Below are 18,307 nucleotides of genomic sequence, written 5' to 3'. Positions count from 1 at the left end.
GCCGGACGATCAGGAGCCCTTGGCGACTTTGCCCCAGAGATCCTTGATACGGTCATCACGGCCACAGGCGGTGCGGTAAAAGTCGTACTTCACAGCACTGCGGATGTAATAATCCTGATGGTAATCCTCTGCCGGCCAGAAGCCGCCTGCCGGAAGGATCGCGGTGGCGACATCCTGGCCCAGCTGTTTCTTCGCCAGTTTGAGCGCGGCTTCAGCCGACTGGCGCTCACCCTGCCCGGACACGAAGATCGCCGAACGGTAGCTCGGCCCCTTGTCGCAGAACTGGCCCTTGGCGTCGGTGGGGTCGATGTGGTGGATGAAATAGTCGGCGAGTTCGTCGTAAGAAACTTTCGAAGGGTCGTAGGTGACCTTGACGGCTTCGTAATGGCCCGTGTCGCCGCGCGTGACCTGCTTGTAGCTCGGATTGTCGACCGTGCCGCCGGTGTAGCCGGAGGTGGTGTCGATCACGCCTTCGACCTTGTCGAAGTCGGCTTCCACGCACCAGAAACAGCCGCCTGCAAAAATCGCCGTGGCCACGCGGGCCGGCGGATCGTCAAACCGGCGGTCTTCCGCCCCGGCGCTTGAAAAGAACGCAAGCCCGGTGGCCAGCAGACCGGCCGTCAGGGCAATAAGCAGGGCGGGATGTTTCATCGGCACGCTAATCTTTCACACACAGAACGGAACTGAATACACCGTCCAGATGGCGAAATAGTTGCAGCAGGCGAAGGAAAAAAGCCCCGGAGGGCAGGGACTGCGCAATTGTCACGCTGATGTGACCTGTTTGCACACCACTATGCCGGGTTTTCAGTCAGTACGCGGACTCTGACGCGGGTGGCGCGGCCTTCCGGATCGACGGCCGTGACCTGGTAGAACCCCGGCTGGCGCGGTTGCCAGATCGGCGCGCCCGCATCGTCTAGTTGTGTCGGTGTGCCATCGATGTACCAGCTGAGCGCGCCCTGCCCGCGCCCGGCCAGCACGAAGGGACGCCCCGGCTTGCCATTGACAGGGCCTGCCCAAAGCTCGGCCCCCTCGGGCGGAAACAGGATTTCTGGCGGCCGGTTCTCCGACAGGTTGCGCTGCGCGCCTTTGGACTTGCGCAGCGGCTCTGAGGACAGGCGCGCGCGCGATTCGCCTTCATCGCGCAGATGGTGCGATACGCGGTCCGCCATCTCGAAGAGCACCGGCAGGGCAATGTCGCGCCCGGTGACACCCGTGCGCGGCGCGCCGTCCGCGCGTCCGATCCAGACGACGATGGCGTGCTCGCCGGAAACTGCCGCTGCCCAGGCATCGCGGAAGCCGTAAGATGTGCCGGTCTTGAAGGCGATCTGCGGCGCGTCGCGCGTCAGGCTGCCGGGCATGCGGCCCGCCGGTGCGGGCGAGCCCCTGAGGATCTGGAGGATTTCGTCCGCGCTCGCCTCGCCAAGCAGGCGGCGGCCCGGATCCTCGAAGCTCGCGCGTTCTTCATCGGCGCGCCAGACCAGCGGCTTGGCGATTCCGCCATCGCCCAATGCGGCATAGAGGATCGCCAATTCGCGCGCGGTGAGCCCGGCGCCGCCGAGCGCCAGCGCGAGACCGGCATTGTGGCTGGCCGCGCCAGTATAGCGCGGGCGGGCGCCTGCCATCGCCAGCTGAGCAGAGAAGCGCTCGGCTCCGATCCGATCCAGCATGAGCACAGCGGGAATGTTCAGCGAATGCTGGAGCGCGTCCGAGATGCGCACATCGCCGCGGAATATTCGGTCGAAGTTTTCCGGCTGGTAGCCCGCAAAGGTGCGCGGCACGTCTTCAACGCGCGTGTCCGGCGAGGCGATACCGTCATCGAAGGCGAGGCCATAGATAAAAGGCTTCAGCGTAGAGCCGGGCGAGCGGGCCCGATTGGTCAGGTCGATCCAGCCCCCGGCCCGGTCGCGCGAGGCGGAGCCGACCAGCGCGCGCACGGCGCGGGTGGGAATGTGCACCACGATCGCCGAGACCTGCACATCGGCGCCTTCCGCTTCAGCGCGGGTCAGCGCGATGCGATCGAGTTCAGCCTGCAGCCCGGCATCCAGCGTGGAGCGGACATCTTCGCGCGGCCCGCTGGCCAACACCGCATCTGCGCCATGCCAGGCCTGATCCGGGAAATCGAGCCGGCGCGGCGGCACCGGCAATGCAGCGACTTCCTCAGCCTCGTCCGGCGCGAAGACGCCGTAGGCAGCCAGCTTAGTGGCCACCCAGTCGCGCGCCTTCTTGGCCTGTTCCGGGCGGCGGTCCGGGCGGCGTACTTCAGGCGATTGTGGCAGGGCAATCAGCAGCGCAATTTCATCCGAAGACAGACGGTCGGCCTCGTGTCCGAAATAGCTCCAGCTGGCCGCACGCACGCCTTCGAGGTTGCCGCCATAGGGCGTCAGCGTGAGATACAGTTCGAGGATTTCCTGCTTCGTGAAGCGCCGCTCCAGCTGGTTGGCGCGCCACATCTCGATGAATTTCGAGCCGATGTTGCGATCGCGCGGCTCCAGCATCCGGGCGGTCTGCATGGTGATGGTGGATCCGCCTGAGACGATGCGGCCCGCCGCCGCGCTGTCGATGGCGGCGCGCACCATGCCGGACCAGTCCGTACCATGGTGAGACCAGAAGCGCTTGTCCTCGACCCGCACGAGCGCATCGATGAAAGCGGGATCGATCTCTTCGAGCCTGACGGCGAACCGCCAGCGGCCGTCGGGCGCGGCGAAGGCCCGGAGCGGTTTGCCGAGCCGGTCGGTCACCAGAACGGAATTGACGTGAGCCCGCGTCAGCGGCGGCGGGAAAACGGTATCAATCAGCAGCACCGCTGCAAGGCCGGCGGCGAGGCCGGCGATGAGACGGCGCGGCCAGGCGACAGATCCGGTGAAGGATTTGAGCCTGGCCCAGGAATTGGCCACATACCCGGCCACACGCACGCTGCGCTCCCCTGTTTCCTACTTGCCGCCGGCAGTGCCCTGCGCGGCGAGGATGGTGACCCGTCCGGGTGCGGAGCGTCCGTAGACTTCCGGCCGGTACATGTCTTCGGCGACCACACCGGGCATTGCGAACGTGCCGGGCGTGACCGCGCGCACGACATAAGCGAGCGTGACCGGTTTGTCGTAGACGTTCACGGCAGCGACGAACCGGTCGTCCTGAGCCTGGGCGGTCTGGGCCTGCGTGATCGTGCCGAGGAAGGCAAAGGCGCCCTCGCGGACCCGGTCGGTGCCGCTGTACCAGTCATACTCGACGATGCGGGCATCGGCGACACGCAGCACGGTCTCGATCTCGAAGCCCGCCGGCAGCAGGTCTGCCACGATCACCGGGTTAAGGCGTTTCTCATCCGGCGAGACCGTGAGGCCGACGACGAACTTGTCGCCCTGGCGCACCTGATCGAGTTTCACCGGCGCCCCCGACATCGTGTAGAACTGCTTGTCGGCTTTCAGCTTCGACGACACGGCGGGCGGCGCTGAGGCCGGCGCACCGGTGACCAGCACCGTCCGGAAGACCGGAGCTTTGGCGTTGAGCTTGAAGCTGACGCCGGTCGCGGCCTGGGCCTCGCTCAGCATGTACTGGCGCTGGTTGTCATTGCCCGCACCGAGGCCGGTGACGCCGACCTGCAGCAGGTCTTCGCCCTGCGTCAGCGCGTTGACCGCCTGAAGCATGTAGGACTTTTCCTGCGTTGTGAGGCTGGAGGCGTCCGGCACATCCTTGCCGAGACGGGTGGCGAGACGCTCAACCGTTTCCGGCAGCTGGGCTTCGGCCGCGAGGGCGAGAATGCCCGCGAGGTCGCGCAGAGGCGTCTGGTAATAGTCGCCCGAGTTCTTGTAGCCGAGCTGGGATTCGGCCGACTTAAAGGCCGAGACCGCGCGGGCCCGGTCACCGAGATAGGCAAGGCCGGCGCCGATATGGGCACGGGCCAGCGGACTGTCGATGGCGTCGAGTTCGCGGTCATGCATGTAGCGCAGGCGGGAAATGTCCGCCTGCCCCGCCTTGGCCAGCACGTAGAGTGCATAGGCCGACGAGCGGTACATCATCTGGCGCTGGGTGTCGGTCGAGTACGGACCTTCATAGACATCCGTATCGTAGCCGTAGACCCGCCAGGCGTCGCCGCTGGCGACGCTGCGCAGCGCGCCATAGGCCCGCGTCAGCGCTTCGTCGGGCACCGAATAGCCGGCCTGTTTGGCGCGGTAGACGAAATCGGTCGCATAAGCGCCGAGCCAGGGGGTGGCGTAACCATCCCCTTCCCGCCACAGGCCGAAGGCACCATCCGCACCCTGACGGTTCAGGATTGTGTTGAGCGCAACCTGCACCTTGTCGCGGGCATTGTCGCGCGACCCTTTCGCGCCCATCGTGACCAACTGCTCGGCATAGACGAGCGGCAGGGCGCGGCTGGTGAGCTGCTCGGTGCAGCCATAGGGATAACGGTCCAGTGACGCATAGAGCGTGCCTGGATCAACCGGGATCGGCGAGAAGCCGACGGCCACATCCACCGAGCCGGGAACATAGCCTTTCAGCACATCCTTCCCGATATTGAACGAGTCGCCCGGACGCATCAGCTGGGTCGTGGCGCGCGATTCCGGCAGGTAGGGCGAGCGGGTCTGGATCTCGTAGTTGCGGGACACCGAATACTTGTCCGGCCCGGAGACTTCGAGGCGCAGCGACGAAATGCCTTCGCTCTTCGCGGCAACGCTGACCGGAATATCGGCGCGTTGGCCCTGTTTCAGCGTGCGGGTCATCTGCGCAGCCGCCACACTGACCTGCTGACCACCGGCAACCTTGGCAATGAATTGACCGGCGGCGAGTTCGACGTTGTCGATGGAGGCGGTGATCACCGCTTCGTCACCGGGGGCGAGGAAGCGCGGCATCACGAGATCGGCCGGCGCGCGGTCACGCACCTTCATCTTCTGGTCTGTCGAGCCAAGACCGGTCTGCGACCAGGCCACCGCCATCAGGCGCAGCTCGCCATTGAATTCCGGCAGGTCGAGCGGGATCTTGGCCTTGCCATTGCGGCCGACCTCGACAAGGCCCGAGAAGAGGACGACGGATTTCGTCGGCACAACCGTGAGGCCTTCGCCGCCGAGCTGGTCGCCGCCGACGCGGACTTCAGCCGGCAGGCCCATGTTGGGATCAAGCAAGCGGCCATAATCGTCGTGGAGTTCGACGCCGAGGGCCTTGCGGCCAAAATAGTAGGCGACCGGGTCCGGCGACTTGAACTTGGTGAGTTGCAGGATGCCTTCATCGACCGCCGCGAGGGTGAGGTAGACCGGCTCTTTCGGGCCACCCTCGATCTTGACCTCGACGATCTGTTCCGTCAGCGGACGGGCGACTTCCGGCGCTGTCATCGACACGTTGAAGGTGCGCGAGTCCATGTCGACCGGAACGTGCGCCACGCCGACCGCGCGGCGCGGCTTGGCCCGCAGGGCAGGGTCGCGGCCGGAATAGACCGTAACCATGACATAGGCGCCCTCCCCCCAGTCTGCCGTGACCGGCAGGGTGATGCGCGTACCCTTCTCGGAGACGGCGAGGTTCTGGACCGTCAGCACACGGTCGGTTGCGACCACGACCTGTGCCTGGCCGTCATAGGGCGCCACGATGGTAAGCTCGGCATTCTGACCGGCTTTTGGCGACGTCTCGGATGCGATGACCTTCACGCGGTCCGGCGCTTCGGTGCCGTCCTCACTGGTCCAGCCGCCCCAACCCACATAGAACGTGGTGCTGGCGCCGACATTGGCGAGGGCGCCCTGCCCTTCGATGACGAGTTCGTGGCTGCCCCATTCAAGGCCGGGCGCCTTGATTTCGGCTACACCACCGGCGGGCGTATTGACCACGCCCTCGTTGACCTTGGTGACCGTGCGCGAGCGGCGCCAGGTCCACTGATCGCCGTCGCGGTACCAGTCATAGTGGAAGTCGATCGCGAGCACTTTCCAGCTCAGACGCTGGGCCACCGCTTCACCGTCCGCATTGATCGCGACAACTTCAAACTTGGCGTCGCCGCCTTCTTCGACACTCGATTCAAAGGCTGGCTTGATCCCGACATAGAGCGGCTCGGGCCTGTAAGGCACGCGCACGCTTTCAGCGACGGCCCGGCCACCAGGCTCGAGCACGCTGACCACCGTGTTCAGGCGCAGCGGCAGGCCGGAATTCGAACCCGCCGTGCCGGGCGAGAGGCGGACGAGCGCCTTGCCTTCGCCGTCCGTCGTCGTGTCGTCGAACTCGAGGATCTGCTCCTCGAATGACTGGTCCTGGCGGCCATAGGTGAAGCCCTTGTAGGCCTTGAAGGGCGCGGGATCGGCTTCGACCCGGGCTTCGGTTTTCACCGTCAGGCCTGCGCCGGGGGCGCCGTACAGGAAGCGGGAGGCGATTTCGACATCGCGCACACCGCCGGCCTTCAGCGGGCGCGTTTCATCGGCGGTGATGTCTACCGCGATCCGCTGGGGCACGAAGTCTTCGACCGCGAAGCGCGCTTCGCCGGCGGGCATGGAGACGCCGTCGATCTCGATGCTGGCGCGCCATTCACCGCGCGAAGCGCCTTTGGGCAGATTGAAGGTCGACAGCACAGCGCCGGGCTTCGGATCGGTGAACCGGGTCTTCGACGCAATGAGGCCGTTGGGGCGGTAGATGATCAGGTTGCCATTGCGGCCCGAAACCTGGCGGCCGGCGCGGTCGCGCAGCATCGCCGTCAGTTCGACGCTTTCGCCGGGGCGATAGATGCCGCGGTCGGTGTAGACATAGGCATCCACCGGGCCGGGCGTGTGGCGTCCGCCGATCGCGTCATCAGACAGGTCGACCGGCGCGCGGGCGAGATCCAGCGCGGCGAGTTCCCCATTAGCGGCCGTGGCGAGCACAAGACGCGGGGTCATGTTGCCTTGCCCATTCATCAGCGGCGCATCGAACGTGACACGGCCCTGATCATTCGGCTTGGCTTCGGCGAGGACAGCGTTGTTGGCCGCCAGCAATTGGATGGTCGCGCCCTTGACGACTTTGCCGTCTTTCAGGGAGCGCAGCGTTACGTCGAGGCCGTTCTCGCCGCGATAGGCGGTCAGCGCGAGATCGGTGAGCAGGATCCAGCGGCCGGACGAGGCGGGCGGGCCTTCATTTTCTGAGATTTCGGCGGCGTCCGTGACACTGACGAAATAGGCGCCGGGCTTCATCGGGCCTACGACATCCTGCAACGGGAAGACCGTCACCACGGGTGCGTTGGCTGTGTTGTCCACATCCATCGTGCCGGTGAAGAGTTCTTCCGCGACATCTTCTGGGGAATCCGGACCCCACATCCAGGACCATTGGCCCTGCCCTGTGGTGGTGCCGGCATTGATGTTCTTGAACACCAGCGCGCGGTCATTGATGCGGCTGACGACCACGCGGACCTTGTCGACATTGACCGTTTCAATAGGCAGGCCATCGGCATTCTCGCGCGGCAGGATAACGCCGGTGCCTTTGAAGCCGACAAAGGGCGGACGGTCGGCAAAGTCGACCGGGACGGTTTCTGCGCGCTTCAGGGTGCGCCCGTCCGCAGCTGGAAGTCCGGCAAGGATGGTGGCGGTGCGCGTGGTGCCGAAGGTCAGGCCACCCACGCAGAGTTCGCGGCCCTCAACCGACAAGGCCGCCCGGAAGGCAGGGCGGAATTCGACATAGGGTGAATAGTCCGTTTTCGGATCAAGCGCTGCGGAGAAGACGAAGCAGGCGAGCGGTTGTTCGGTCGAGGTGTCGATGCGGTAGCGGAAATAGGAGAATTCGGTTTCGGCGGCGTCACGGGCCCGCTGGCGGGCTTCTTCGCGTTTGCGGGCGGCGACTTCATCGGCCGGGGAGCGTTCGACAAGGACCTGGGCGTCAGCATCTTCCCCCGGTTCTCGTGCGGTCTGCGACCCGCCGCAGGCTGCGACAAACAAGAAAGCTGCGGCTGCCAATGCACGCAGGCCCCACGACCGGCCACGAACCAAACTCGACATCTACACGTCCTCCCGACTCTGCATTAACTCTTACACAGGAACCGGGCGGCGCCAACGGGGCGCGAATCCGGCAGAAGCAAGAACAATCAAGGAGATTACGTGCCGGACAGGCTGCGGCTTTCGGCGTCGAGGATCGCCGCGAGCCCTTCTTGATATGAGGGGTAGCGGGGCTTCCAACCGAGCGCAGCCTTCGCCCGCCCATTGGCAACGCGCTTGCATTCGGCATAAAAGCTGAGCGCCATATCGCTGAGACCGGCCGCCTCGATCGCAACATCTGGGGGGACCGGAAGCCCGAGCAAAGTGGCCGCATGGGCGATGACGTCCTGCGGCGGGGCCGGAAGATCGTCGCAGAGGTGGAAGACGCCGCCGGCTTCGGGACGCGCCAGCAAGGCGGCGAGCCCCCCGGCGATGTCGTCGACATGCACGCGGGAAAAGACCTGCCCGGGCTGGATCACCCGCTGGGCCGTGCCATCGCGCAGACGGTCGAAAGGTGAGCGGCCCGGACCGTAGATGCCCGGCAGGCGCACGATCCGGGCGCGGTCATCGCTGGCGGAGAGCCATTGGGTTTCGGCCGTGACCCTCGCCTGAGCCCGGGCTGACCCCGGTTTGACGGGGCTCCATTCGAACGCCCAGCCGCCGCTCAGGTCTCCATAAACCCCGGTCGTCGATAGATAGTTTATGGACGCCGCCATGCCCGCCTTGTCGCCTGCCGCGCGTGCCGCGGGGCAGCCCTTTGCGTCCGGTGGCAGTGTGATCAGCCAGTGCGCTCCGTCTGGCACATCGACCGGTTCCTCCCCCGCCCAGACCTGCGCGGCGATGCCTTGGACCTGGAGCGCTGCTGCCTTGGAAGGCGTGCGTACGGTGCCGGCGACCTGCCAGCCAGCCGGTTTCAAGCGTTCCGCCAGCTGCAGGGCGCTGTAGCCAAGACCGAAAACAAAAAGCAGAGATTGCGGGGTTGTCATTTGCCAATGCGGATGCGTCGTTGCCTAAAGCGCATTGCATAGCCGGATCGGAGTCCTGTGCCCATGTTCTTGATCGCCTTTGCTGCCGGTACGGCGCTGATGATGCAATCCGCCGGCGCAGAACTCGCCAAGGCGGAAGAAGCCCGGCTCGAAGCCTGCGTCGCCAAGATCGAGGTTGATCCCGAGAACGCCTATGAAGACGCGCTGGCCTGGACGTTCGAGGGCAACCGCCCCGGCGCGCGCCAGTGCACCGCCCTCGCGCTGATCGAGCTCGGCAATTATGAAACGGGTGCAGACCGGCTGGTCGCGCTCGCCAATTCGACCGATGGCGGCACGCTGGAGCAGCGGGCGGTCTACCTGTCGCAAGCGGGTCAGGCCTGGATCATGGCGGGGGCGTCTGAACAAGCTGCCGTTGCCTTTACCGATGCGCTGAAACTGGCGCCGGGAACCGTGGACCTGCTGGTCGACCGGGCGAGCGCCTACATGATGACGGAAGACTGGGACAAGGCGCTGCCGGACCTGGACCTCGCGCTGGCCAATTCGCCGGGCTTCGGCCCCGCGCACCAGCTGCGCGCCGAAGTGCACCTCAACAAGCACAGCTATGGCCTCGCCATGCGCGACGTCGAGGCCGCGATGGCCGCCGATCCGAAGAATATCGACACCCTTCTGGTGCGCGGGCGCGTGCGGGAAGCCATGCGGGTTGAAGCCGAAAGCGGCGTCGCAACGCCGCTCGACTAGCCGGCGTAACGGGCCTCCAGCATCGACCAGACCGCGCGCAGGCCGCACGGCGCGCCGCCATCCGGCCGGCCATACTTGGCCTTGCGCCAGGCCCAGATGTCGAAATGTGCCCAGCTTTTCGCCGAGACGAACTGTTTCAGGAAGATCGCCGCCGTGATCGACCCGCCGAAGCTGCCGCCGGAATTGACGAGATCGGCGACGGGGCTTTTCAGGTCCGAAAGGTAGGGATCCCAAAGCGGCATCCGCCAGACCGGATCGCCGGTGCGCGCCGAGGCAGCGAGCACGTCCGCCGCCAGCGCTTCATCATCGGTATAAAGCGGCGCGAGATCGGCGCCGAGCGCCACGCGGGCAGCGCCGGTGAGCGTCGCGAAGTCCATCAGCAGGTCCGGATCGAACTCGCAGGCGCGCGCCAATGCATCGCCGAGCACGAGGCGGCCTTCAGCGTCCGTGTTGTCGATCTCGACCGTCAGGCCCTTGCGACTGGAGAGGATGTCGCCTGGGCGGAAAGAATTGCCCGAGATCGCGTTCTCGGCTGCGGAGACATAGAGCTTGAGGTGGACCGGCAGGCCGGCGCTCATGACGAGTTCGGCAAGCGCAATGGCGTGGGCGGCGCCGCCCATATCCTTCTTCATTATGCGCATACCGTCGCCGCCCTTGATGTTCAGGCCGCCGGAATCGAAGGTGATCCCTTTGCCGACGAGCGCGACCTTCGGGTGATCGGGATTGCCCCATTCGAGTTCGAGGAAACGCGGGGCGGCAGTGGCCGCGCGGCCGACGGCGTGGACCATCGGATAGTTGGCTTCGAGCAGGTCATCTCCGACAATAACCGTCAGGGTCGCGCCGAATTTGTCCGCCAGAGAGGCGATCTCGGCCTGGAGACCGGCAGGCGTCATGTCAGCCGAGGGCGTATTGACCATGTCGCGCAGGTGGGCGGCTGCATCCGCCTCCCGCGACAGGCGTTCGCCCTCATTGCCGCCAGGCACCTTGAGCCGCGGCGGTTTGGACTTTTCGGACTTGTAGCGGTCGAAACGGTACGCGCCGTCCGCCCAGGCCGCGGCGATGTGGGCGAGGGGCTGGCCGCCCTCCTCGGCGATCTCGTAATCCCCCTCAGGCAGCTTGCCCGCCAGCGCCGCCACGGCGAGAGCGTCGCGGCCGTTGCCGAGCCCGAACAGCACGGACTCGGTGCGCCCGTTCGCGCCGGGCACCAGAACGGTCTGCCCTGCCCCGCCGGTGAAGCCTTGTGCCGCCGCAATGGCGCGGGCGCCGGGGAACGTATCGTTCTCGAGCACTGAAAAGCTCGCCGTGGTGAACAGGAAGATGCGGGCGGGGCTGGAAGCCGTGGTCGTGAAACTCTTGTGCATGGGCGCTTTCCTGTCGGCGGGCCTGTCCGGGTCTGGTTAAAATCGGCCTGAGCGGCGTTAACCGAACTTTGACCCCGGTCGTGGACACTGTGATCTGATGCTGCCGATACATACACGGAGCCTGATGATGTCCAGTGCCAAAACGTCTCTGGCCTTGCTTGCCTTTGCCCTTGCTGCCTCTGCGTCGGCCTGTGCGACCAGCCCGCAACAAAGCGCCCGCAAGGACGCTGACCGGGCGTTCGCCGAATCGATGAAACCGGCCACCCCCGAGGAACGCGCCGCCGCTAACCGCGCCGATCCGCTGACACGGGCGAATTTCTGGGCCAAGGAAAACACTAAGGACCCGGAAGACCTGACCATCGCGATCGAGTTCGCGCGCGCCTTGCGCGAGATCGGCAGCCAGGATCGCGCGGTCGATATCCTGTCGCGCGCGCTGATCGTGAACCCAGACAGTCCTGAAGCGCTGATGCTGCTGGGCCGGATCCAGATGTCTGCGGGCGATATCGTCAATGCCGGCCGGGCTTTCCACAGGGTCACGGAAATCGATCCGGACCGCGCCGAGGCCTGGGCCGCGCTTGGAACGACCTTCGACCAGCAGGGCCAGCATGGGCTGGCGCAGACCTCTTATATGCATGCGCTGCAGTTCGAGCCGAACCGCACGACCACGCTGACCAATTACGGCCTGTCCCTGCTGCTGACCGGCGACCTCGCCGGCGCCGAGGCGAAACTGCGCCAGGCCGCTGCCAATCCGGATGCCGGCACGCGGGTGACCGAAAACCTCGCCCTCACCCTCGGCTTGCAAGGCAAGTTCGATGAGATGAAGGCCGTGAGTAGTGTTGCCGCACCGGCCAAGGTGGTCGAGCAGAATGTTGCACTGCTGCAAGGCCTGATCAAACCGGCCCGCAGCTGGGACGCGCTGGCAGACACGCCGGCCCCGTCACAGGTGGCTGCCCTGTCGGCGCCCGCAGAAACGCCAGAGGCGGAGCCCAGCACCGCAGTTGAGACGGCCCCAGCGAGTGAAGCACCCGCCCGGACACTCCGTCTACGGAATTGATCTCTGCGCGGGACTCAATGCGGCGGAACGCCGGTTCCGAAGACGTTGATGGCCTTGTTGAACGGCGCTGCGCTTGTGACGTCGTACTCTGACGGCTTGATCGATATGGAGTCCCACAGGATGGTGGCTTCGGGCGCGGTCAACAGAGCCTGCAGCGCCGCCTGGACGTCCGCAGAGAGGCCTGACCAGACGCGGCGCAACTGTTCTAGACACCAGACCCGGTAGCGCGACGCCGGCACCTTCTCATAGCAGGTCCCCTGCACCGTGAGATCGTAGCGCCCGTCACCGTGTCCGAACGCGGCGGCGTTCTGGCGATGCTGCGCCAGATTGGTTTCGCAGATCTCGGTCAGGAAACGCACGAGGCACGGGTCGACCGCTCCGATCAGATCGGGCGCGCCTTCCGCCGGCTTGAGGTTCCACATGCGCGCCACCCACTCATACACGGCCGGCGCCCGGTTGCGCATAATCTCTGCCGGGGTCGGGTCCTGACCGAAATGACGCAGCATTGGCCCCATCATGCCAAAGTCGGCAATGGTGGGCGTATTGCCGAGGATGAAGGACCTGACCTCGAAGATCGCCTGCAGGTGATCGAGCGCGTTGAGATAAGTCCGGTCTGCATGAGGCCGCGACTTGTCGTTGACCCCATCGCCCAGCACAAAACCGCCGCGCTGGCGCGTTTTCAGCCGGTTCAGCGCGATGAACCGGGGAATCGGAAGCGCGCCCTTGATCAGTTCGTTGTAAAGCGTTTCAGCCGCGTACTGACGATCCGTGCGATAGGACCAGCGATAGTGCATAGCGGACCGCCAGAGCCATTCATCAGCATAATCTTCGATCAGAAGCGCGACGAAGTTGAGCAGAGGATCGGCCGGAAAAATCCCCGGCGCCGACTGTCCGGACTCCAGCCAGGCGATCATCGGTGTCGAGTCCGTCATCCAGCGGCCATCCGTGAGCTCAACGACCGGCATCTGGACGACACCCGCACCAGACAGCAGTTTCTTCTCGTTGCCGACGGTCGGCTTCAGGTCATAAGGAATCCCACGATACCGGAGATACGCTTCAAGCTTGCCGGTATAGTAGGATATCCGGCTGCCATAGACCTGCATGAGTGGTGGCCTGGTCTCGGGTTCGCTCATGATACGGACTTTCTAGGTGTCGAAGCGGATGCCTTGTGCGAGGGGGAGCGCGCTGGAATAATTGATCGTGTTGGTGGCGCGGCGCATGTAGCCTTTCCAGGCGTCAGAACCGGATTCGCGGCCGCCGCCGGTTTCCTTTTCGCCGCCGAATGCGCCGCCGATCTCCGCGCCGGATGTGCCGATATTGACGTTGGCGATTCCGCAGTCTGAACCGGACGCCGACAGGAAGCGTTCGGCTTCGCGCAGGTCGGTTGTGAAGATGGAAGACGACAGGCCGGCAGAGACAGCATTGTTGAGCGCAATGGCGTCGTCGAGGCTGGTGAAACGCATCACATAAAGGATGGGCGCAAATGTCTCGCGCAGCACCGGGCCGGTCTGCGCGGGTATCACCACCAGGGCCGGGCGACGGTAGACGCCTCCACCGGTTTCGACCGGGTCGCCGCCGAAGACGTCGCCGCCCGCTTCCGCAGCTTCGGACAACGCCGCCGTCATGGCCTCCCCCGCGGCGGCATCGATGAGCGGACCGACCAGCACACCGGGCGTGAGGGGATTGCCGACCTTGGCGGAGGTCCAGGCGGACTTGAGGCGCGGGATCAACTGGTCCGCAATCGTGTCGTGGATGAACAGGCGGCGTAGCGTGGTGCAGCGTTGGCCGGCTGTTCCCAGCGCCGAAAAGGCGATGGCGCGCACGGCAAGGTCGAGATCGGCCGAAGGGCAGACGATCGCGGCATTGTTGCCGCCGAGTTCGAGGATGGTCTTGCCGAAGCGCGCGGCGACAACCGGCGCGACCGCGCGGCCCATACGGGTGGAGCCCGTGGCGGAAACGATGGCGATGCGGGGATCCGAAGCGAGCGCGGCGCCAACATCCGGTCCGCCGATCAGGCAAGTCGAAAGGCCCGCGGGCGCGTCCCCGAACTGTCGCAGGGCGCGGGCGAACACGGCCGAGACAGCGAGTGCGGTGAGCGGCGTTTTCTCCGACGGTTTCCAGATGACTGGGTTGCCACAAACAAGCGCCAGCGCCGCATTCCAGGCCCAGACGGCGACGGGGAAATTGAATGCGGTGATGATGGCGGTGATGCCAGCGGGATGCCAGGTTTCCATCATGCGGTGGCCGGGGCGTTCCGAGGCGATCGTAAGGCCGTGCAGCTGGCGCGAGAGGCCGACGGCAAAGTCGCAGATGTCGATCATCTCCTGCACCTCGCCTTCGGCTTCAGCCGGGATCTTGCCCGCTTCCAGTGTGACGAGTGTCGCAAGGTCTTCCTTTGCCGAGCGCAGCTCCTCGCCCAGCAGGCGGACGAGTTCGCCCCGCCGCGGCGCGGGCACATCGCGCCAGCGCGTGAAGGCTTCGTTTGCGGCCGTGATCGCGGCTTCCACCTCGCCGGGCGCAGCCATCTCAAGATGGGTAAGGATATCGCCGGTCAGCGGCGTGCGGCAGGCCAGCGGGCCGGAGGTTGCAGGCTGGAGGCCGAAACGGGCCAGGGCGGCGGAAGCAATGGGTCGGAGGCTCATGCAGCCGGTCTAGCGGGCGCGCGCGGGCGGGGAAAGCCCCCGCCCCGCCCGATCAGGCGAAGTCCGAGCCCGTCTCGATCACGCGTTCGGTGACTTGCGGTGCGGCTGCGTTATTGTCCTGCATCTTCTGGTACTTGATGTAGGCCGGGCCGAGCACGACGAGGAACAGGACCGGCAGGAAGAACAAGATCATCGGCACGGTCAGCTTCGCGGGCAGTGCAGCGGCCTTCTTTTCGGCTTCCGACATCCGCATCTCGCGGTTTTCCTTGGCCATCATGCGCAGCGCATCGCCGAGCGGCGTGCCGTAGCGTTCGGCTTGTCCGAGCGCCATACAGACGGCCTTGACGCCTTCATGGCCCGTCCGGATCGCGAGGTTTTCATAGGCCTGCCGGCGGTCAGGCAAGTAGGAAAGCTCGGCCACCGTGATGCCGAATTCCTCGGCGAGTTCAGGCGAGGCCGAGCCGATCTCCTGGCTGACCTTCTGGAAACCCATCTCGATCGACATGCCGGCCTCGACGCAGATCAGCAGCATGTCGAGCGAGTCCGGGAACGCGCGCATCAGGGATTTCTGACGGTTCTGCGCAAGGTTCGAGACGTAGAGGTTCGGAGCGTAGAAGCCGGCCGCAGCGCCAAAGGCGAGCGAGCCATACTTCATGGTCGGGTTCAGACCATGGTCATTGACGAAGAAGATGTAGAGGAAGGTCAGGATGGCGCCGACGAAGGGCAGCGCCATACGCGCGAAATAGAAGGCCGAGATCGGGCCCGGGCCGCGCAGGCCGGCCTGGTTCATCAGCTTGACGACGTTAGGATCCTCAAGCGCCTTGGCGAGGTTCAGCTTGGACGAAATGCTGCCGACGACCGAGTCATCCTTGCGGCGAAGGCCCTTCTTCTCGAGGGCGGCGCGACTCTGCTTGCGCAGTTTTTCGCGCTGCGTCGCAACGGCCTTCAGGCGGGTTTCAAGCTTGTTGCCCTGCAGGTAGGGCATCGCCACGGTCAGGAAGGTGAAGAAAACGGCCGCTGCAACGAGATAGGCCGCCAGGGTCTGGGGCTTCGTGAAGGACAGGATGAACTCGTACACGTGCTGCCTGCCTTACATATCGAAGTTGATCATGTTGCGCATGACCGTGATGCCTGCCCCCATCATGCCGGCCGCCATCGCCAGGATCACATGACCCGTCTCGGTACGGAACAGCTCCATGATGTAGTCCGGCGTGGTCATGAACACCATGACGCCCACGGCGAAGGGCAGCGAACCGATGATAAAGCCGGAGGCCTTGGCTTCGGAGGACAGCGCGTTGACCTTTTCGCGCATCATCTTGCGCGAGCGGATGACCGCTGACAGGTTACCCAACGCTTCGGAGAGGTTGCCGCCGGCTTTTGCCTGGATGGCCAGCACGATCGCGAAGAAGTTGACCTCCTGAAGCGGCATGCGCTTGTAGAGCGAGGCCAGCGCGCGTTCGAGACCCGAACCCATGGCGAGATTGTCGGCGAAGGTGAGGAACTCCTTCTTCAACGGCTCGGGGCTCTCCTTGCCGATGATGCGGATACACTCGCCCAGCGGCAAACCGGTTTTTACACCGCGCACGATCACATCGAGCGCATCGGCGAACTGGTTGACCATCTTCTTGTGACGGCCCTTGATCATCGTGTTGAGCACGAACTGGGGTAGACCGAATGTGCCCGCAAAGAAGGCCGCGCCGCACAGGACCGGCCGGCTCTTGAAGCTGATGCCGCTGATGACGAGACCATCTGCTCCGGAAATCCAGACCACGCCCGCGCACACGGCGCCAGCGATCACCGAGATCAGCCAGAACATGGGAACCGGAATATCGAGACCCGCCTGGGTCAGCTTCGAAGCAATATCGCGCGCCGCCGTGATCTTGCGGCGCTCCTTGTCCTGCTTGCGCAGGTTTTCGAGCATTTCCTGCGTCTTGGCGCGGCGGCGAACGGCATCATCGGCCGCCTTGCCATTGGCCTTGGCGCTCGGAACCATCCGCCCTGCCCCGATCTCGCGGGCGCGCTTCTTGGCGGCATCATCCTGGCCAGTCGTGAACGTGAAGCCGATGCCGACGATCGCCACGAAGGCGAGCGCGGCGACGATGAGGATGATCAGTGTCTGGTTCATCAGGCGCCGTTCAGCGAATCAAGCGCGGCAGCCAGTTCACGTTCCATGTTGTAGTAAGAGGCGCGCTCCCAGAAGCGCGGGCGGCCAATACCCATGCCGCGATGGCGGCCGATGATCTTGCCGTTGTCGTCTTCGCCGTCGATCTCGTACTTAAGGATATCCTGCAGGACGATCGTGTCGCCCTCCAGACCGAGGACTTCGGTGATGCACATGATGCGGCGCGAACCATCGCGCAGACGCGAGGCCTGGACGACAACGTCGATCGAGCCGACGATCATTTCACGGATCGTTTTGGCAGGCAGCGAGAAGCCGCCCATCGTGATCATGGATTCGACACGGCTGAGTGCTTCGCGCGGGGAGTTGGCGTGCAGCGTGCCCATCGAGCCATCGTGACCGGTGTTCATGGCTTGCAAAAGGTCGAAAGCTTCAGGTCCGCGAACCTCGCCCACGATGATCCGCTCCGGACGCATACGCAGACAGTTCTTGACCAGTTCGCGCATCGTGATCTCGCCCGAACCTTCGATGTTCGGTGGGCGCGTTTCGAGTCGAACGACGTGCGGCTGTTGCAGCTGGAGTTCGGCGGAGTCTTCGCAGGTGATGACGCGCTCGCCCGGCTCGATGAACGCGGTGAGACAGTTGAGAAGCGTTGTTTTACCCGAGCCGGTACCGCCGGAGATCAGGACGTTGCAGCGGCTGTGGCCGATGATGCGAAGCACTTCGGCGCCGGCTTCACTGATCGAGCCGAACTTCACGAGATCCTGCAGCTTCAGTTTGTCTTTCTTGAACTTACGAATGGTGAGCGTCGGGCCGTCGATGGCCAGCGGCGGCGCGATAACGTTCACACGCGAGCCGTCGAGCAGGCGCGCGTCACAGATCGGTGAGCTTTCATCGACTCGGCGGCCCACTTGGCTCACGATGCGCTGGCAAATGTTCATTAGCTGCGCGTTGTCACGGAAGCGGATATTGGTCCGCTCGATCTTGCCGTTGACCTCGATATAGGTCGTGTCGGCACCGTTCACCATGATATCGGCGATGTCGTCGCGTGCCAGAAGCGGCTCGAGCGGGCCATAACCGAGCACGTCGTTACAGATATCATCCAGCAGGTACTCCTGCTCGGAGATCGACATCACGACATTCTTGATGCTGATGATTTCGACGACGATATCTCGGATTTCTTCACGCGCGCTTTCGGTGTCGAGCTGGGCGAGTTGCGACAGATCGATGGTGTCGATCAGCGCATTGAAGATCGTTGTCTTGGTGTTGTAATATTGTTCGGAGTGCTGATTGACCTTGCGCACCGGCTCGGGCTTGATGTCCGGCGTCTTCAGCTTGACGGCGGGCGCCGCCGGCCCCGGCGGGGGCGCGGGCCGGGGCGCGGAGGCGGCCGGTGCCGCAGGTGCGACAGGCTTGGGCGCTGCCGCAACCGTCGGAGGCGCCGAAGCTGCCGGCGCGTTTGGCAGCGTTGTCACCGTTGAATCGGAGCGTTTTCCGAAAGCCATA

At 64.9% G+C, this 18,307-nt stretch carries 12 protein-coding genes; 2 read left to right on the top strand and 10 right to left on the bottom strand.

Annotated elements, in window-relative coordinates; all coding sequences use genetic code 11:
* Positions 1-9: 9 nt before the first annotated feature.
* From msrA to GC148_RS00605, 4 genes are all read right to left on the bottom strand, one after another.
* A complete protein-coding gene (msrA, locus tag GC148_RS00620; RefSeq protein ID WP_291068084.1) occupies positions 10-651 on the bottom strand; it encodes a peptide-methionine (S)-S-oxide reductase MsrA in 642 nt (213 codons plus the stop codon).
* A 140-nt stretch (positions 652-791) separates the two neighbouring features.
* A complete protein-coding gene (gene pbpC / locus GC148_RS00615; RefSeq protein ID WP_291068083.1) occupies positions 792-2,912 on the bottom strand; it encodes a penicillin-binding protein 1C in 2,121 nt (706 codons plus the stop codon).
* 18 nt (positions 2,913-2,930) lie between these two features.
* Positions 2,931-7,925: an alpha-2-macroglobulin gene (locus GC148_RS00610; RefSeq protein ID WP_291068082.1), complete on the bottom strand. Its 4,995-nt coding sequence runs from the start codon at positions 7,923-7,925 to the stop codon at positions 2,931-2,933.
* Positions 7,926-8,020: 95 nt separating this feature from the next.
* Positions 8,021-8,887, bottom strand: a complete 867-nt coding sequence (locus GC148_RS00605) for an SDR family oxidoreductase (RefSeq protein ID WP_291068081.1) — start codon at positions 8,885-8,887, stop codon at positions 8,021-8,023.
* Between the two features lie 63 nt (positions 8,888-8,950).
* Here GC148_RS00605 and GC148_RS00600 point away from each other — a divergent pair, with 63 nt between their 5' ends.
* Positions 8,951-9,625 carry a hypothetical protein gene (locus tag GC148_RS00600; protein WP_291068080.1) on the top strand — a complete coding sequence of 225 codons (675 nt, stop codon included), beginning with the start codon at positions 8,951-8,953 and terminating at the stop codon, positions 9,623-9,625.
* Here the strand turns inward: GC148_RS00600 and GC148_RS00595 are convergent.
* The gene (locus GC148_RS00595) at positions 9,622-10,986 is read right to left on the bottom strand and encodes a leucyl aminopeptidase family protein (protein WP_291068079.1); all 1,365 of its coding nucleotides are present in this window, start codon (positions 10,984-10,986) and stop codon (positions 9,622-9,624) included. The genes GC148_RS00600 and GC148_RS00595 overlap by 4 nt on opposite strands.
* Positions 10,987-11,113: 127 nt before the next feature.
* Between GC148_RS00595 and GC148_RS00590 the strand changes: the two genes are divergently transcribed.
* Positions 11,114-12,040 (top strand): tetratricopeptide repeat protein, encoded by a 927-nt coding sequence (locus GC148_RS00590; protein ID WP_291068078.1) that lies wholly within the window; start codon positions 11,114-11,116, stop codon positions 12,038-12,040.
* Positions 12,041-12,054: 14 nt separating this feature from the next.
* Here the strand turns inward: GC148_RS00590 and GC148_RS00585 are convergent, their stop codons facing one another.
* Genes GC148_RS00585 through GC148_RS00565 form a run of 5 tightly spaced genes read right to left on the bottom strand, consistent with a single transcriptional unit; the run spans position 12,055 to position 18,306 of the window.
* Positions 12,055-13,173, bottom strand: coding sequence for a glutathione S-transferase family protein (locus GC148_RS00585; RefSeq protein WP_291068077.1), 1,119 nt, complete (start codon positions 13,171-13,173; stop codon positions 12,055-12,057).
* 12 nt (positions 13,174-13,185) lie between these two features.
* Positions 13,186-14,682, bottom strand: coding sequence for an aldehyde dehydrogenase family protein (locus GC148_RS00580; RefSeq protein WP_291068076.1), 1,497 nt, complete (start codon positions 14,680-14,682; stop codon positions 13,186-13,188).
* Positions 14,683-14,734: 52 nt separating this feature from the next.
* The gene (locus GC148_RS00575; RefSeq protein WP_291068075.1) at positions 14,735-15,760 is read right to left on the bottom strand and encodes a type II secretion system F family protein; all 1,026 of its coding nucleotides are present in this window, start codon (positions 15,758-15,760) and stop codon (positions 14,735-14,737) included.
* Positions 15,761-15,772: 12 nt separating this feature from the next.
* Complete coding sequence (locus tag GC148_RS00570; RefSeq protein ID WP_291068074.1) at positions 15,773-16,807, bottom strand: type II secretion system F family protein; 1,035 nt, start codon at positions 16,805-16,807, stop codon at positions 15,773-15,775.
* Positions 16,807-18,306, bottom strand: a complete 1,500-nt coding sequence (locus GC148_RS00565) for a CpaF family protein (protein ID WP_366062855.1) — start codon at positions 18,304-18,306, stop codon at positions 16,807-16,809. Before GC148_RS00565 ends, GC148_RS00570 begins: the two co-directional genes overlap by 1 nt.
* Position 18,307: the final 1 nt, after the last annotated feature.

It is taken from the genome of Hyphomonas sp., from assembly GCF_016125515.1.
In the GTDB taxonomy this organism is placed as follows: Bacteria; Pseudomonadota; Alphaproteobacteria; order Caulobacterales; family Hyphomonadaceae; genus Hyphomonas.
The sequence above is the reverse complement of the archived record's forward strand: the minus strand, read 5'-3'. Positions and strand labels throughout refer to the sequence as shown.

Coding starts and splice junctions, on each gene's coding strand:
- msrA (WP_291068084.1), bottom strand. CDS start 651: ATGAAACATCCCGCCCTGCTTATTGCCCTGACGGCCGGTCTGCTGGCC.
- GC148_RS00610 (WP_291068082.1), bottom strand. CDS start 7,925: ATGTCGAGTTTGGTTCGTGGCCGGTCGTGGGGCCTGCGTGCATTGGCA.
- GC148_RS00605 (WP_291068081.1), bottom strand. CDS start 8,887: ATGACAACCCCGCAATCTCTGCTTTTTGTTTTCGGTCTTGGCTACAGC.
- GC148_RS00600 (WP_291068080.1), top strand. CDS start 8,951: ATGTTCTTGATCGCCTTTGCTGCCGGTACGGCGCTGATGATGCAATCC.
- GC148_RS00595 (WP_291068079.1), bottom strand. CDS start 10,986: ATGCACAAGAGTTTCACGACCACGGCTTCCAGCCCCGCCCGCATCTTC.
- GC148_RS00590 (WP_291068078.1), top strand. CDS start 11,114: ATGTCCAGTGCCAAAACGTCTCTGGCCTTGCTTGCCTTTGCCCTTGCT.
- GC148_RS00585 (WP_291068077.1), bottom strand. CDS start 13,173: ATGAGCGAACCCGAGACCAGGCCACCACTCATGCAGGTCTATGGCAGC.
- GC148_RS00580 (WP_291068076.1), bottom strand. CDS start 14,682: ATGAGCCTCCGACCCATTGCTTCCGCCGCCCTGGCCCGTTTCGGCCTC.
- GC148_RS00570 (WP_291068074.1), bottom strand. CDS start 16,807: ATGAACCAGACACTGATCATCCTCATCGTCGCCGCGCTCGCCTTCGTG.
- GC148_RS00565 (WP_366062855.1), bottom strand. CDS start 18,306: ATGGCTTTCGGAAAACGCTCCGATTCAACGGTGACAACGCTGCCAAAC.